The organism is Sediminibacillus sp. JSM 1682029 (assembly GCF_041366435.1).
Taxonomy (GTDB): domain Bacteria; phylum Bacillota; class Bacilli; order Bacillales; family Amphibacillaceae; genus Sediminibacillus; species Sediminibacillus terrae.
Map to the genome: position 1 here is coordinate 95,139 of NZ_JBEWYY010000004.1, position 16,944 is coordinate 112,082.

12 protein-coding genes are annotated in these 16,944 nt (G+C 44.9%); 5 read left to right on the top strand and 7 right to left on the bottom strand.

Going from position 1 to position 16,944, the window contains the following annotated elements; translation table 11 throughout:
• Nucleotides 1-83 precede the first annotated feature (83 nt).
• On the top strand, nucleotides 84-1,463 hold the full coding sequence (locus ABVF09_RS08630) for an SLC13 family permease (protein ID WP_371069004.1): 1,380 nt from the start codon (nucleotides 84-86) through the stop codon (nucleotides 1,461-1,463).
• Nucleotides 1,464-1,626: 163 nt separating this feature from the next.
• On the opposite strand, the gene ABVF09_RS08635 is transcribed toward ABVF09_RS08630, so the two are convergent.
• Together ABVF09_RS08635 and ABVF09_RS08640 are read right to left on the bottom strand one after the other, a co-directional pair.
• On the bottom strand, nucleotides 1,627-3,420 hold the full coding sequence (locus ABVF09_RS08635) for a glycoside hydrolase family 3 protein (protein WP_371069005.1): 1,794 nt from the start codon (nucleotides 3,418-3,420) through the stop codon (nucleotides 1,627-1,629).
• 14 nt (nucleotides 3,421-3,434) lie between these two features.
• Nucleotides 3,435-4,286, bottom strand: a complete 852-nt coding sequence (locus ABVF09_RS08640; protein ID WP_081704634.1) for an endonuclease/exonuclease/phosphatase family protein — start codon at nucleotides 4,284-4,286, stop codon at nucleotides 3,435-3,437.
• A 617-nt stretch (nucleotides 4,287-4,903) separates the two neighbouring features.
• On the opposite strand from ABVF09_RS08640, the gene ABVF09_RS08645 reads away from it, so the two are divergent.
• The 3 genes from ABVF09_RS08645 to ABVF09_RS08655 all read left to right on the top strand — a co-directional run bounded on the left by ABVF09_RS08645 (nucleotide 4,904) and on the right by ABVF09_RS08655 (nucleotide 6,464).
• On the top strand, nucleotides 4,904-5,461 hold the full coding sequence (locus ABVF09_RS08645; protein WP_153462924.1) for a cupin domain-containing protein: 558 nt from the start codon (nucleotides 4,904-4,906) through the stop codon (nucleotides 5,459-5,461).
• A gap of 322 nt (nucleotides 5,462-5,783) precedes the next feature.
• Complete coding sequence (locus ABVF09_RS08650; protein WP_026572058.1) at nucleotides 5,784-6,086, top strand: putative quinol monooxygenase; 303 nt, start codon at nucleotides 5,784-5,786, stop codon at nucleotides 6,084-6,086.
• Between the two features lie 3 nt (nucleotides 6,087-6,089).
• Nucleotides 6,090-6,464, top strand: coding sequence for a VOC family protein (locus tag ABVF09_RS08655; protein ID WP_026572059.1), 375 nt, complete (start codon nucleotides 6,090-6,092; stop codon nucleotides 6,462-6,464).
• Between the two features lie 77 nt (nucleotides 6,465-6,541).
• Here the strand turns inward: ABVF09_RS08655 and lipA are convergent, their stop codons facing one another.
• The 5 genes from lipA to ABVF09_RS08680 all read right to left on the bottom strand — a co-directional run bounded on the left by lipA (nucleotide 6,542) and on the right by ABVF09_RS08680 (nucleotide 10,533).
• A complete protein-coding gene (gene lipA, locus ABVF09_RS08660) occupies nucleotides 6,542-7,486 on the bottom strand; it encodes a lipoyl synthase (RefSeq protein ID WP_026572060.1) in 945 nt (314 codons plus the stop codon).
• A gap of 15 nt (nucleotides 7,487-7,501) precedes the next feature.
• On the bottom strand, nucleotides 7,502-8,320 hold the full coding sequence (locus ABVF09_RS08665) for a lipoate--protein ligase family protein (protein WP_153463323.1): 819 nt from the start codon (nucleotides 8,318-8,320) through the stop codon (nucleotides 7,502-7,504).
• 339 nt (nucleotides 8,321-8,659) lie between these two features.
• Nucleotides 8,660-9,361: an ABC transporter ATP-binding protein gene (locus ABVF09_RS08670; RefSeq protein WP_026572062.1), complete on the bottom strand. Its 702-nt coding sequence runs from the start codon at nucleotides 9,359-9,361 to the stop codon at nucleotides 8,660-8,662.
• Nucleotides 9,358-9,741 (bottom strand): GntR family transcriptional regulator, encoded by a 384-nt coding sequence (locus ABVF09_RS08675; RefSeq protein WP_371069006.1) that lies wholly within the window; start codon nucleotides 9,739-9,741, stop codon nucleotides 9,358-9,360. The genes ABVF09_RS08670 and ABVF09_RS08675 overlap by 4 nt, the downstream gene beginning before the upstream one ends.
• Before the next feature lie 3 nt (nucleotides 9,742-9,744).
• Nucleotides 9,745-10,533, bottom strand: coding sequence for a hypothetical protein (locus ABVF09_RS08680; protein ID WP_026572064.1), 789 nt, complete (start codon nucleotides 10,531-10,533; stop codon nucleotides 9,745-9,747).
• Between the two features lie 391 nt (nucleotides 10,534-10,924).
• On the opposite strand from ABVF09_RS08680, the gene ABVF09_RS08685 reads away from it, so the two are divergent.
• Nucleotides 10,925-16,918, top strand: coding sequence for a lamin tail domain-containing metallophosphoesterase family protein (locus ABVF09_RS08685; RefSeq protein ID WP_371069007.1), 5,994 nt, complete (start codon nucleotides 10,925-10,927; stop codon nucleotides 16,916-16,918).
• The last annotated feature ends 26 nt before the right edge of the window (nucleotides 16,919-16,944 follow it).

A 16,944-nucleotide genomic window follows, 5' to 3' on the forward strand; every position in this document is an offset into this window, starting at 1 on the left:
GAACAACCTCAAATAGAAATGTCCTTCATGATGTGGCAGCCAGGTTTTTCGTATTTTCATATGAGTAGGAGCAGATCAGAGCGATGAACAAAAAGATTCTTTTATTGTTGGCACTGTTGCTGTATTTATCTTTTTTCCTTCCAGTTTTCGATTGGAGTATCAAGATCAAGGCAATTGCAGCCCTGGTTATTATCCAGATGCTTTGGATCGGCAGAATATTTCCACTGGCACATAGCTCCCTGCTATTTATGCTATTGCTGTCGTTTCATTTTTTCGCTTATGAAGAAACGCTTGCTTACTTCAGCACCGAAGTAGTCTGGCTGTTATTTTCTACTTTTATCATTTCCCATGCCTTTATCGAAACCGGACTTGCCAGCAGGATTTCTTTTACTGTTTTGAAAATAGGGGGCGGCTCAGGCAAGGCTTTGATTCTGATTTCTTTCCTATTAATGTTTGTATTAGCCGTTCTTATCCCTTCGAATATCGGGAAGGGAAACCTCGTCGCCTCTGTGCTGGACAGGCTGCTAAAAAATCTAAGGAAAATCAACGATATAGAGAATCTCGGTAAGGCTTTGTTCATCGGTGTCAGCTATCTAACATCAATATCAGGAGCATTGGTAGCCACCGGAGCAAGCTCCACCATTTATACATTTGAATTGCTCAGGTCGGTTCATTCTGAATTGAATTACATAAGCTGGCTATTATATTTTGCCCCGCCTGTTCTTTTCTTTATGATGCTATTATGGGCTCTTCTTACTGTAATGTTCCCGCCTGAAAAAAACGATCGAAAAAGAATGATACAGTTGATTGAAGAAGGGCTAGATGAATTAGGCGGAGTAACTACAGCCGAAAAGAAAGTGATTTTGATTATGGGGCTAACCTTGCTTTTATGGATAACCCAATCCTATCATGGATTTTCCATTCCATTAATCGGATTACTGGGTGCTGTACTTACGGTGACACCTTGGATTGGTATCTGGGATTGGCAATCTGCTAGGAATTCGATCAATTGGGATATGATGTTGTTTTTTTCAAGTACTTTGATGGTTTCCGGCATGTTAATCAAAACCGGAACAATTGAATCGATTGCAGGTGCTTTTATTTCGATGATTTCCTTTCAATCCCCGTTATTAATTATTGTACTGCTCATTTTGATTACCGCACTACTAAGGATTATTTTTGTAAATGTTTTAGGTTTTTTAACTATCATGATTCCCTTGGCAATAGAAATCGGAGAAGTCCTAGAGGGATTTTCCCCGTTTCTCACAGCCATGACAGTGTTTTTAATGGGGGTTCCCGGCTTTCTTTTGATTACCCAATCTCCCGTCCATTTGATCAGTTTTTCTTACGGTTATTTTACAGATAGAGACCTGATGAGGATTGGATTACCTTCATTTTGTCTTTGGATTTTAACCATTTTAGGTGCTGCATTGTTTTATTGGCCGATATTTTTAGCGAACTGAAAAGAAGTTTGAAAAACTGTCACAAAGAATTATCAAGAAAGGGGAAAGTAACCTGGTTGCCTCCTGGAAGCGCTCAGTAAAAGATATTAATAGTAGGTTCATTAAACAAAGGGACAGTCCCCTTCGTTTTGTGGGGACTGTCCCTGCTTTTGTGCTTTTGTTACTAATAACTTAAAAAGTGTCCATACTCGTATAACTCAGGTATTGTGACCGGAAGTTTTCCCTGCGGATTGACGTCCCCGCTAATTACACGGGCAAGAGCTTCAACCGAAACGTCTCTGTTTCCGTAGGTGGCAAGATAGCCATCCACCTCTGGGAAAGCCATCAAGTCATATGGATTTCGTATAGCCGAAGCAATAACTGGTTTCTCTGTATCGAGCAATTCTTCCACCAGCCGTTGTTGTGCTGCGTTGGTATTTGCGGTATAAGTAGTCGCAATCACGCTGTCTGCAGCGGCTGCCTGTTCAGTTGCTTCTGTGATTTGTGCTTGAGTAGGACTGGTGTTTGTTGGGTATGCCGTTACGTCATAACCTTGTGCCCGGAGCTGTTCAGCCAGGTACTCCGGTTCTGCAGCCGATGGTCCTGTAACGAATACGCTTTGATCATGGGCAAGCGGCAGTACATTCTCTTCATTTTTGACAAGGGTGATGCTCTTATCGGCGATTTCGTCAGCTTTTGCCAAGTTACTTTCGGTGCCGATATTGTCAATCGCACCTTCGTCTGTGAACGGATCTCCGAAAAGTCCTTTTTCCATTTTCGCTTTTAAAATGCGGTAAACCGATTCATCGACGCGTCTTTCGCTGATTTCGCCACTTTGTACTGCTTCCAGCATGGCATTATAAGCGAGTTCTACGTCAGGTGGATTCAACAGGATATCATTTCCAGCTTTAAATGCTTCTACCGGGACTTCCTCTGGTTCTAACACATTAGCACCGGACATACCGAGACTGTCGGTGACAATCAGACCTTCGAATCCCATTTGTTCCCGCAAAAGGTCCGTCAAAATGGGCTTGGAAAGAGTCGCAGGCAACCCAGAGTCATCAAGGGCAGGAACAACGATATGGGCGGTCATGATTGCGTCGATTCCAGCATCAATACCTGCCTGGAATGGTTTTAAATCCACTTCCTGCAAGGTCTCCAGGTCATGATTGATGATTGGAAGACCATAATGGGAATCGACATCTGTGTCGCCGTGACCCGGGAAGTGCTTGGCTGTCGGAATGACATTTTCCGCTTCATAAGCTTGCGATTGAGCCACGCCCAGTTCGGAAACAAGGTCAGGGTTTTCTGCAAAAGACCTGACACCGATTACCGGGTTAGCCGGGTTGACGTTGACATCGAACACAGGAGCAAAGTTCATGTTGATTCCAAGACTTTTCAGCTCTGTACCGATGATGGAGGCAGAGTCTGCTGCCAAATCAGCAGAACGAGTAGCTCCCAAAGCCATGTTGCCAGGAAAGACGGTACCTGGACTGGTCAACCGTTGAACGATGCCGCCTTCCTGGTCGGTCGAAATAAACAATGGTATAGGCATGCGCTGGTCCATCGCTATTTCCTGCAGACCGTTGGATAAAGCGTTCACTTGTTCCAGGTCAGCCGGAGTGCCGATATTATCGGTCCAGTTAAAATAAATCACTCCACCGATATGGTACTTTTCAATAGCTTCTTCAAAGTTCTTTGCCCCCCGATTATTGTTGAGGTTTGTCTGTTCATAGTCGGAGTCTGTCGGGGTTTGTCCATACATATGGATGATGAAAAGCTGACCGATTTTTTCTTCCAGCGTCATATGCTTCATCTTGCTGACGATCCAGCCGTGTTTGGCTTTGCCGCCATTTCCCCATCCCGGTTTGGAAGGATCGTCCCATCCTTTCGCGAAGCCCGCTAAAGGGAATGCCAACAGTAACGTAAGCAGCAGCGACAATGCAGCAATCAATCGTTGTTTTTGCAATAGGCCCACTCCTTATTTCTAATTTAGTTTCCTCTTTTCAACAGTAAGTCACTGACTACAGGTAAATGGTCGGAAGCGTCTGTGTGAATCACTTCCGTGTGGAGCAAGTCAACATTTTGCGAAGCCAGGATAAAATCAATCCGCTTTTGTGGAGAAACGGCAGGATATGTGTTCCCATCACCGTCTCCGCCCCAGGCGTCCTGAAATCTGTCCAAGAGCGGCTGCAATTCGGAAGCATCCGGTCCGGCATTCATATCCCCGGCTAAGATAGAGGTGCCTGTTTCCGGAATGATGCGCAGCATATCTTCCACCTGCATTTCCCTGACAAAGGGATCGGTGCGATAATCCAGATGGGTGACAAAAAACGAAAAGCGCGCACCTTTTGCGTTGATCCGGACATCTGCAAAGCCAGGAGCCAATGCAGGTTCAGGATTGGCATCCTGTGTCGAGAGCCTGGTGATTTCCCGATTTGTTGCGGATGTAATGGGATATTTACTTAGGACGGCGACGCCGAATTGCCGTCTGGGTTCGTCTTCGGTGAGGGGATCTTGGTCGTAAATAGGGGCAAAAAAAGAATACATGTTCAATGCATCTGCAAGCTCTGCCAACTGGTCGTCAAAATTGCTGCGGGCAGCCCAGTGTACATCGACTTCTTGCAGGCCGATAACATCGGCATCTGCAGCTTGGATTGTATCGACGATGCGGTCAAGGTCATAGTTGCCATTACTGCCAATGCCAGTATGCATGTTGTAGGTCATGACGCGGACAGGAACTTGTCTTGCTTCATCGCTTGAGGTTGCTTCGGCAACGGTTCTAACGGTGGGTGACAGGAAGAATAAAGTTGCCGCCAGCCAGAAAAATACTAGTTTTCTCATCAAACCGCCTCCAAAAATTTTAATAGCTTGATAGCACGTATAGCTAAGCACACCTTATGGAAAGCAGTTCTTGGATGGGGACGAACTAAGATATTACGATAAATTCCCACCTCCTTTTTCATCAAAAATCAATACAGCTTAAGCGTAAACGCTTCCTTTATAGTTGTCTATACCAAAATAGAACCAATATTCCGACAATAAATGCGATCGAAATGTGACTATATACCTGTTTTTATGATGAAAGGGGCAAACAATTAACCTGAGAGGCATCAGCGGAAGGATTGGTCATCATTATTTTCTTTTGCTTTGATTGTGCTATTTATTTTCCAGATAGACACATTCAATGGATCGCCAATTAAATATTTCGTTAGTTCTATTAATATTAATGGTTTTCCGATAGAAGTTAAATAGTGCGATGAAGAAAGTGAAGGGAAAGGGAAATAAGGCATGAAAAAGTTTGGCCATCTAGATGGAACTCCTCAATCAATTCTTCCCCACTCAAAGGTAAACCATTTTTCGTATATCGGAGGCCTTGTTTAAGAGTTCCCTTTTAGTCAAGGTACATTTTATTCCTGAATGAATAAAATGATCCTATGACTGGGAGGGAGTGGAGAAATATGTACAATGATCCTTACAGATACCCATATTATTATTATCCTTATTATTCGCAAGCACCGTTCTATTACGATGAAGGAGGAGCATTCCAGGAAAGAGAACAAAATCAACAATATCATTCTTTCCGTTCTCCTCATCAAGGGGTTCATTCATTAAAAGATCAGGGACGCAAACCGTATGTGGTGAACATTAACGAGGCATCCAAGCAAAACAACACATTCCGCACTGCTTTGTGGACGGGAGAACATTTACAAGTTACGTTGATGAGTCTCCGCCCTGGCGAGGATATCGGATTGGAAAGACATCCTCATGTGGATCAATTTCTACGGATAGAACAGGGTCAAGGGGTTGTCCAAATGGGACGACGAAAGGATGACTTGCGTTTTGTAAGAAACGTTTTCGATGATTCAGCAATCATGATACCTGCCGGCACATGGCATAATTTAACGAACACGGGCAATACTCCTTTAAAGCTTTATTCCATTTATGCACCTCCGAACCATCCATTCGGCACTGTTCATAGGACAAAAGCAGAGGCCATGGCAGCAGAAGAACAATAGGTAAGGCATCGAATTACTGTTGACGGATAACCCCTTGGTGTCATAAGCAAATATTTAGAAAAACGATACCAACAGAATGAAATATATTCATTTGCACCTTCTCTGTTGTCCATTGTGTAAACTACCGAATGCTCCTGTTTAGCATTCGGTTTTTTCGGGCAGTTTCCTGCTTATCCAAATTCCCTCTTTTTTATTACATAGCAAAATGGATATCGAAAGAGTAGAAGGAAAATCGCCCATAGAGTGGAATTTATCATATTATCAAGGATTGGTTATCCGCAACTTGGAGAAGGATGTTGATAAAAAATGGAGGAGGAAGAAAATGAGCAAATTTGGCTTATACGGTAAATTCACTGTAAAAGATGGGGAGCGTGACACTTTAGCGGGAATTTTGTTGGATGCTGCAAAAGAAATGGAAAAGCTTGATGCGTGTGAAATCTATATGGTAAATACATCCGATGACGAACCCAACGCTGTGTTTGTATATGAAGTTTGGAGCAATGAAAGTGCACATCGGGCATCTCTTTCCTTGGAAACCACGCAAACATTGATCAAAAGGGCCAAGCCGATCATGACCGGCATGGAAAGAATCAGTAACTTAATCCCGAGGGGAGGGAAACACTGAAAAATGAACAGTTGCATTAAAAACCGAATCAACACCATTTTTGTGCACGTAAGTGATTTAGAGGAATCCGTCAAATGGTATAGCAAACTGCTCAATCAAGAAGTAGAATTATCAAACGTTTCAAAACCTGTCCACAATCTCCCTATGGCTCAGTACACTGGCCTGACGTTGGATGCAGGTCCTGCAGGAGAAACGAAACAAATTACTCCATCGCCGTATCCGTTATTCAATTTTCATACAGACGAACTAGAGCAATCCTATCAATTCCTGCAAACTTCCGGTTATAAAATAGAGTCGGATATCGTGGAATATGAGGACTTTGCTTTCTTTACCATAAGCGATCCGGATGGGAATATCATCATGATTTGCAATGGCTAGTTACTACGCCAGCTTCGTTTCAACATGACGTCATGAAACGCTCAGAAGAATCTTTCTGAGCGTTTCGTAAACTTGTTTCAAAACTTCACATTATCAAGCGTCTCTCCTTGTGATTCATAGCCCTTCATGTATTTGATCCGGCGCTGGGCGGATGTTTCGTTGACTTGTTCGTCAGCGTGGTAGGATGAGCGTACCATCGGACCGGCTTCGCAATGTTTGAACCCTTTTTCCAGTGCGATTTGCTTCAACTCCTCAAATTCATCCGGATGGTAATACCGCTCGACGTTCAAATGCTTTTTCGTCGGCTGGAGGTACTGGCCGATTGTCATGATATCGACCTTATGGGCTAGCAAGTCGTCCATCGCTTCCATGATTTCTTCTTTTGTTTCTCCCAAGCCGACCATGATGCTCGACTTTGTCGGTGTTTCAGGAGCTATTTCTTTGACGCGCTCCAACAGCTGCAAGGAGCGGTCATACATCGCGATGGCCCGGACGCGTTTTGTGAGCCGGCGGACTGTTTCGATATTATGGTTGAAGATGTCCGGTCCGCTGTCCATCAAGGTGTGCAGGCTTTCGTAATCCCCTTTCATATCAGAGGGAAGGACTTCGACTGTGCAGCCAGGGACTCTCCTTCTGATAGCACGGACTGTTTCGGCAAATACAGCGGCACCACCGTCGTTTAAATCATCCCTGGCCACCGCGGTCACTACTGCATGCTTGAGCCCCATGATTTCCACTGATTCGGCGACACGTTCCGGTTCTCCCCAATCCAGTTCGTTCGGCAGTCCGGTTTTCACTGCACAAAAACGGCAGCCGCGTGTACAGGTGTCGCCTAAAATCATAAAAGTGGCAGTTGCACGTTCGCTCCAACATTCGTGAATATTTGGACACTTCGCTTCTTCGCATACTGTATGCAGATTCTTCTCGCGCATCAAGCGTTTCAATCTGTTATAGGACTTGTTCGTGTTGATTTTCACTTTGAGCCATTCCGGTTTTCGTATGTGTTCATATTGCTTCGGCATTTAAACACCACTCCTTCATCTGGAATAATTCCATTCTTCGCTCTTATACTTGGACTCCAGTGCATGTACTTCGGCGACTTGTTCCTCCGAAAGCTTAAACGGCTTCAATTCGATATCGAGACCGCGCTCAAATCCTGTCTTAAACGCTTGTTTGGCTTCTTCAAAATTGATGGGATGCTTGGATACTTCGTTGATGGCGACTGCTTTGTCGCCAAATGCCCGCCTTGCCCGTTCTTTTACGTGATCGTTTGGAAAAACGAATAAATCGAACAGTTTAACTTTATCCACATGCAAGGGAATCGAACCATGCTGCAAGATCACGCCTTTCTTCCTTGTTTGAGCGCTTCCTGCCGCTTTTTTACCGGCTACAATCAATTCATACCATGACGGTTCTTCAAAGCAGACTGCCGAGTCGGTCGTTTCCAGCTTTCCTTCCGGTACAGCGAATTCTGCTTCGATCCCCAGATTTTTGAAACCTTCCAGCAATCCGTGGGAAATTGCCAAATAGGCTCCTTTCACGGAAGCCGGCATCGCTTCATGGTCCTCTGAAACAAGGACGCTGTATGTAAGTTCCTGGTCGTGGAGTACCGCTCTCCCGCCAGTCTGTCTGCGAACAAGTTCGATACCATGCTGCCGGGCTCCTTTCACATCGATTTTGCCATTCACTTTCTGAAAGTAGCCTACAGAAATCCCGGCTGGTTTCCATCCATAAAAACGGAGGACCGGTGGAATCTCCCCCTGGCTGTGCCAATTCAGAAGAGCTTCATCCAATGCCATGTTAAAGGATGGGGTACCGTGGCCTGAATCGACGAAATACCATGTTTCTTTCAATATACTCCCCTTCTTTTCCATGTATTTTTATTCAATGCAATTTTAACAAGTTAGCACTAGATGTCAAAAAATTGGTTTAATTGATAAAATTGGGTATATTTGCTCATTTCAAAGGGCAGAGGGGGATGTGCCTGGGACAAAAGCAGCGTGACCAAAATAAAGAAAAAGTAAACCGTGCTCCTTTCTTTTGAGTCTTTCCCCTCCGGCAAGATACGAACTACGCATCAAACCAAAGGATAACTAAGGAATAAAAAGTAAAAACGGAACGAATTCATGGTCATTTTAGAATTCGTTCCGTTTTTGTTTTGGTGGCCATGCTTTTGTCCCGGCCAACTGGTATTTTTAATTGATACTCCTGTCGTAGATGGAAGTCATCCATTCAACGATGCCCTTATTTTCTTCGATGCGAAGCTGTTCGACATTGTGATGGCCGATAATGCGGCCGTCCCGGATAGCGATTACTTCATCAAGTATCGTTTCGATTTCCTTGATTTCATGGGTGGTGATAAGCACGATTTGCCTTTCTAAATCAATAAACGAAATCAGACCTTTGACAATGGAGTCACGTACCATCGGATCAAGTCCGGAAAGCGGTTCGTCCATCAAAATGACCGGAACCTCTCTGGCAAGCGTCAGGACAATTTTCAGTCGGCCGCGATTTCCTTTGGAAAGCTGTTTCAATTTAGCATCGGGGTCGAGCTTCATAAAAGCACGGATTTCCTCCGCTTTCTCCTTATTGAAATCGGCAAACTGTTCGGCAAAAAAATCGATCGTCTGGCCTACATTATAAAAACTGTAATAGTCATCAAGCTCTGATAGATAAGAAACCTGACTGGCGATTCTGCGATCGACAGGATTTCCGTTCACTTTCACGGAACCACCGGAAGGACGGACAAGTCCGGCAATCAACTTCAATGTCGTCGATTTCCCGCTTCCGTTTTCCCCGACGAGACCGATTATTTTTCCTTTGGTCAGTTCCAGGGAGATGTCCTGTAAAGCACTCTTTTTCATAAAACGTTTGTTTACTTTTTCCAATTGGATCATTCGGTGTCCTCCTCCTTATTCTTGATCAAATAGCTTTGCAATCCTGATTCAATTTCTTCATTTTTATAGCCCATTTCATGCATGCTGGCAACGAATTGAGAAATTTCTTCTTGTTTGAGCCGTTCCCTCATGTCCTGCAGGATGCTTTGATTTTCGGTCACAAACGTCCCTTGTCCTCGTCTTGATTCCACGATCATCATTCCTTCCAGTTCACGATAGGTTCTTTGTACCGTATTCGGGTTGACGTTTACCTGCAATCCCATTTCCCGGACGGAAGGCAGTTTATCACCAGGTTGTAACTCGCCCCGTAAAATTTGCTTGTTGATGCGTTCAGCCAGTTGGCTATATATAGGGGTTGATGAGTGAAAGGTATCGGACATTTTTTACACCTCGACTTTTCTATCAAGCATCCAGCTTGCAGCAAAAAACAATAGGAGGACGACAATCGTTTCTAACAAGTAAGATCCAAGAAATACATGGACCGTATCGAATTCAGTGAAAAACTCGACGCCATCGGCCTCAAACTTACGATTGAAAACAAAGCCGTTCAGTTCTATTTCCCCCCAAGAAGTCAAGCTTCGGTGAACCGCTGTTTCGGAGAATTTCCCCCACAGGTAGGTGGAAGTCCCGAAAAGGACAAAGGTGAAGCAAAAACTGATAAATCCACCAAAGTAGCGGTTGAACAACAGGTAGACCATATAGAAAAATACAAAGTAAATCGAAAAGTCTATTGCAAACAGAACAACATGCAGCCCGCCGAAAAAGCCGATATTAGTCAGGTTGAAATCGGCTTGCAGCTGGCTTATGGTGCCGGATGCTTGCGCTGAAGCAATCAAGGTGCCACCAGTGATGAGCAAGGTGACCAGCATGGAAATGAATCCTGCACTCATTTTTGCCAGAAGCAATGAGGATCCTGGAAGAGGATTATGCAGCCAGAGATGTAACTTTTTCTTTTCTGCTTTCAGGCTGAAATTCATGTAGTAAATTAGATAAAAGATTTGCATTGTGACTGCTGCTAACGATACAGCAGAGATCGCTTCCGCCGCCAATCCGGATCTCCCTCCGAAATAAGCCGCGACTGCCACTGCAATAATAAAAATGATAATTGGAACGAGAAAGACAGGCATCCCCATCCGCAATTCTTTCTTCGCGAGACTCGTAAATGCATTCATACAGATTCCTCCTGTTTTCATTGTATTATTGTATTAGTTAAATAGTACACTAATACTAACGTACAGGTCAATAGTTTTTTCAAATTAATTACTAATCGATGTGGTTAATGAAAAAAGAGTGCATCATTAATAGGAGTTTTTATGAGGAAAGTATTAATGGACACTTCTGTAGCCAAGGTTGCAAATGTGCAAAGGTAAGAAAATCTTTCCCTTATCGTTATTGGTGAATTTTTCCTTTGAACAAAAGATAGAATACTTGAAGGTAACTAGCTATGCAGGTTTGACTAGCAACCACATTGCTAGTAATTTACATAGATTTACATAATGTTCATGCCTGCTTCATACTGCCGCCTTACACTAATAGTGACACTAAAATCATAAGGAGGTAGCCATGAAGAGGAGGACGTTACAAAAAAGAGTACGTCAATTTTTGTCGCTGAGCATCATTTTCACCGTTTTACTGATGGACGCAGCTGTATCCCTGCCTGGAGGTTTAAGTGTTTCTGCTGCTACGGACGTTGCGCCCCAATTAAAGGAAGAGAAATCCATGGAAGAATCATCTGTACAACGTGGAGAAGAAACAACCGAAGAACTAGCAAAGTCGGAAGGAGAAAAACATACTAGTGAAACAGATGACTCTTCTCAAGAACCCAATGAAGAAGTAGAGGATAGCCAGAAAAAAATAACTGAGAATGAAACCGGAACAGCCCGAACGAATGAAGAAAACCCACCTAATGTAGAACAGAAGAATACATCTGATCAGCCAAAGGATACTGACCGACAGCAAGATACACAGGAACAGCTAAAAGAAGAAAAATCTCCTGCGCCACACGCGGAAGATATAAATATCGATGCTTTACCACCTTTAATGATTACCGAGATCAAACCGAAGGATGACGGCTACAGCTATTTTGAACTACATAACCATTCCAACTTGCCGTTTGTCCTTGATTTCCTGAACTTTTCAATTTCAACTGATGGAGAACAGACAAACATAGAAGTTGCCCCTGGAATCATCCAACCCGATCAAACCCTTGTTTTCTGGAATAACGAGAAACAACGAAATACACAAGACTTTATCGACCACTATCAAGCAGATATACCTCAAAAATCGATCGTTGAATTTAACGGCCCCGTGTTTACTGACGGACAAAAGCTTTCCGTGGCAATGCCGGACGGAGAGGAAATCGTTTCGGCAAGCTTTACGACGGAAGATAGGCAGTTAGGAAAAGCAGTACATTTTCAATATCCGGAAAGCGGAAAAGAAATGAGGCTTTTTCAATCAGATTCCGATACAACTCCGACGCTGACGGAAGATGGCCAGCTTCCAGAGCAGCAAATCATGCTGGCTGATACGGCGCAACCTGTCATTCATCACGATGTGATAAAAGAAGTGGAAAGCGGAAAGGCAGTAAAAGTCGAAGCAGAAATCGACACAGATGGACAAGCTGTGGTGGCAACGCTTTTCTACCAAACTGGTGATCAGCCATACTTCGATACCATCGAAATGACACCGACGGAAACGAATCGCTTTTCCGCAGAATTAACTGCGGATCAATTGCAAGGGAAGACCTTTACTTATTATATGACCGTGACAACTGCCCATGATCAAGTTACTTATCCTGCGGACGCGCCGGTCGAAGTGAAGATAATCCAGCCGGAGAAGAAAGAGGAAGTACAGGCTACAGCGAAAGTAAGTCAACAAGCCGAATTGGAGGATTTTTCTTCATATCCCCATTTGTTGATTACGGAATTGTCTCCCAATTCAGAAGGAGGCGGAACGGACTATTACGAGTACTTTGAACTCTATAACAATACCGATCAGCCACTATCGTTGACCAACTATCGATTTTTTTATTACTATACGGATTCTGATAGTGAGATAGCTTTCAAGATTCCGGAAACCATCCTTGAGCCTCAGGAAACACGCGTTTTCTGGTATAACAATGGCGGGAAAACAATCGATGAATTTAATGCGAACTTTGACACGGAGTTGACGGAAGAACAGATTGTCGAGGTTACGGACTCCAGCTTTCCCGGCTTTGCCAATGGAGGAAACCGTGCGCTTATTTTGCAGGACAACCTTGGAGAACAAGTAATCTATGCTGATTATCTAGGAGAAGAGAATGATAATACAGGGGCAGACATTCATTACCAATATCCAAGGGAAGGGACGGTCATGAAAAAGTACCGGACCATGGCAGAACCTACACCAGGTGCGATTGACCTGGAACAAGTACCGGTACAGCCCGTCCCTGTACCGGAAACAGATGAAGATGTCACAGAGCCCGTCATCAACCATAAGCCCGTTTTGGAAGCGACCGCCTTTTCCTCATTAACCGTCGAAGCGACTATCACAGATGATCGGGCCGTGCCTACTGCTACGTTATATGTAAAAGTAGAAGGTGAGGAGGAATATACAGCGCTTGCGATGTCAGCAGCCGGAGCCAATCCAGCCACTTACACAGCCGAGATACCAGGTATCTATGTCAGGGAGGATTTTCGTTATTATATCGAAGCTAGTGACGGCACTCATACTGTACGGACAAAGGAAGCTAGCGTCAAAGTGGATAAACAGGAGGCGGATCCGGAAAAGCTGCCCTCCCTGCTCGTGACAGAGGTGGTTCCTGATTCAACCAACACTGGATCCGCTGATGGTTATGAATTCATCGAAGTCTACAACAATACCAATCAAGCCATTAATTTCCAAGATTACAAGCTTCAATACCGCTATGGCACAGATCCGGAAAGTGATATTCTCTGGCCGTCGGTTCCTGATGATGTCGTCATACCATCCGGTGAAACGCTAGTATTTTGGGTTATAAATGGGGAAAACGGCGGCCGGTCCGTGGCCGATTTCAATGCCAACTATGGTACCGGCCTGGTGGAAAACCAGGACATCGTCCGTATCCACACGGCAGGAATGGCTAACGGAAGTATGAGAGGGCTGATTGTTGCGACCAATGCAGGAGAAGAATTATCGATTGCTTATTATAATGACGAGGAAGGAGTAGACGATACCAAGCCAGATAAAGGGATTGTCTACACTTACCCGAGGGACGGTTCGAACTTGATGAAGAAGGTGAGCGCAGGTCTGATGCAAGCAACCCCTGGTTCGGTAGAAGATTATCAGGTTCCTGGAAGCCCGGTTACGGTGCCGGTGGATGACGCCCCTCCGTCCATAGAAAACGTGACAGAGGTAACCGAAGTGAACCAGACGGACGACATCGATTTGACCGCCGATGTAACAGACGATATCGCAGTGAAGACCGTTCGGGTACACTATCGCACGAATGAACAGGAAGCGTATCAATCCGCACTTCTTCAAGAAGATTACGATGATATGCTGTTCCATTTCCGTATTTACTCGCCGGATATAATTGCGAAAGAATATGTCGAATATTATTTCACAGCATCCGACGGAACGAATCAAACGATTAGCGACACCTATCGCATTCAAGTGACCAGCACATTGGATGATTCCAGTCTGAGATTGAATGTGCAGGACGGTTCTGTTTTAACCGGCGAAAAAGTCATCAAAGCGACATCGCGAGAGGATGGGCCGGAATCGCTGAAGCTGTTGATTGACGGCACTGAAGCAGGGGAGAAAACTTCACGCGCGGTCGAGCATCCCGCCTATTTCGCTTTTGAAGTGAGCGGTGTCAATACGTATTTCCAGAACGGAGTAACCATCGGGGATGAAATTGTGCATATTTTCGATGACTGGATCGCGCAATGGCAGACGATCACAATCCCGATAGAGCCGGAAAAGCTGAAGGTTGGCGCCAATACGATTACCATACGGGCGGGTAATAAAGCAACACCTTGGGAAGGTGATCCGGGAGAAAACCGGGATGATTACAACCTGCGGAATGTCCGGCTGGTACTGTCGGATGGCACGGTGCTGACCGACCCGTTACATGCCGATGCCGAAACGGTGCTGGATATGGGCGATGATGGGGCGATGCGCATTTCGGAAGACTTCACCTTTACGATCGAAGAAGAACTTGCTCCATCCAAAGCATATCTATGGGACACAGAGCAGGTACAGGACGGAAGGCATATCATTAGTGCAGAAGATCAGGATGAACGATTGGACACCGAAGTGTATGTCGACAATACAGCTCCCCAGATCGAAACAAATATAAAGGAAGAACACGAATATAAGGGTGAATTTTCTATTGACGTATCCGTTTCCGATGAAATTGCCGGTGTCGACGAACAGAAAATCTGGCTTGACGGAGAAGAAATCGATGTTCCTTTTGCAGCTTCTTCTGGAATGTTGGCGGCAGGAAACCATGAGTTACGGATCGAAGCTATCGATACTGTCGGCAATCAATCCGAAAAAATGCTGGAGTTTTCCGTGGTCGACGAGCATCCATCCAGTCCGGTCAATCAAACTCCGCAGGCTGATTTGAACCAACCAATTAACGGTGATCCCACCTTGCGTGTCAAAGTGGAAGATCCGATGGGCGACGCCATGGATGTGGGTTTTTATCAGGCCTATCAATATACACCAGCTGATCTTGACCATGTCGTCTCTTATAGCAACAAAGCCGATATGGAACCGCCGGCAACTCCGATTCCCGATGGAGAAACAGCATTCAGCAAGGGAGATATCGGTCTTGCTTCTGAAAAGGATGGAAAGTATATGGTGACGGACTCTACTGGACAGTTTCCTTATCATCGATTCGATGTCACCGTTGATGAACAGGTGGAAGAGGATGACTTGATCGAGCTTGTCTGGAACGGCAATTCACTGGCAGGCAGGAAAGTGACAATGTATGCCTGGAACCATCCTGAAGCGAAGTGGGAAATAGTCGACTTCCGTATAGCGGGTGACGAAGATTTTGAATTGACTGGAACTGTTTCTGTAAAAGATTTTGTCAAGGACAGCAAGATCAATGTCATTGTACAGGATGAAATTCCCAGCGGGCCGGAGGCATATGATTATACGTTTGTCTGGATGTCCGATACGCAATATTATTCGGAAAGTTACCCATACATCTACGATGAACAAACAAAATGGATTGTGGAAAACAGAGATGCGATGAATATCCAGTACGTCATGCATACTGGCGACCTGGTTGATGAATCGGACAAGGAATACCAATGGCTTCATGCCGATGATTATATGAAGACCCTTGATGATGCGGATATACCTTATGGCGTCCTGGCCGGAAACCATGATGTCGCCCAGAAAACCAATGACTATACCGAGTACTATAAGTATTTCGGAGCAGACAGGTTCCAGGACAAACCGCATTACGGCGGCTCTTATTTGAACAACCGCGGTCATTATGACTTGATTTCCGCCAACGGAAACGATTATATCATGGTGTATCTTGGCTGGGGAGTCGAAGAGGAAGGCATTGCCTGGATGAATGAAGTGCTGGCTGCTTATCCAGACCGACAGGCAATTCTCAATTTCCACGAATATTTACAGGCGACAGGAACTAGGCATCCCTTGGGAGAGAAGCTGTATAACGAAGTAGTCGTTCCGAATGAAAATGTCATTGCCGTTCTGTCAGGGCACTATCACGAAGCACAACTGCTTGTGGATGAACTCGATGACGACGGAGACGGGGCAACAGACCGTACGGTATATCAAATGCTGGCTGATTACCAGGCAGGACCTGAAGGCGGCCAAGGTTATATGCGCCTGCTCCATTTTGATACCGCCAATAACCGTATCTTCGTCAATACGTATTCTCCGTATCTGGATGATTATAATTATTATGATACGGACGCTTATCCAGATAAAGACGAATTTACGCTGGAATTGGATTTGGAAGCGAAGCAAAAGCGTGTGGCAACCGATTCGTTTGCCGTCAATGTCTACACCAATAAGGAAATCGGAACAGTCGAAGATGTTCCAAGTGGAGAAACAGCAGAGGTAACGTGGACCGGACTGGAAGAAGGGGAGACCTACTCTTGGTATACACTGGTTACCGACCAGTACACTGGTGAAACAAGGTCGGACATTTGGTCCTTTGTCAAAGGAAAAGAGGAACCGGAGCCGGAACCTCCTCAAGACGAAGAGGATCCAGTAGATGACCCGGAACCCCCTGGTACAGGTGAAAACCCAGTGCCTCCTTCAGACAGCGGGGGAGACAAGGACGATAAGCCGGCAGATCCTGTGGACCCAGGGAAAGACGAGGAAACTCCACCAGAGAACCAGCCGGAAGATAAGAATAAAGGCAGTAAGGAAGATCCGAAAGAGGGCAAAAGTGAACCACCTGCCAATGAATCTCCAACACTATTGGGCGGGAAGCTTGCTGATACAGCAACCAATTTGTACAACCTGTTGGTATTTGGCTTCTTGCTGTTCGTCACAGGTGCGAGCTTGTTCATTTATTTTCACAGAAAAAAACGATTTACTTGATAGCCGGGAAAAGAAGATTAGATTTT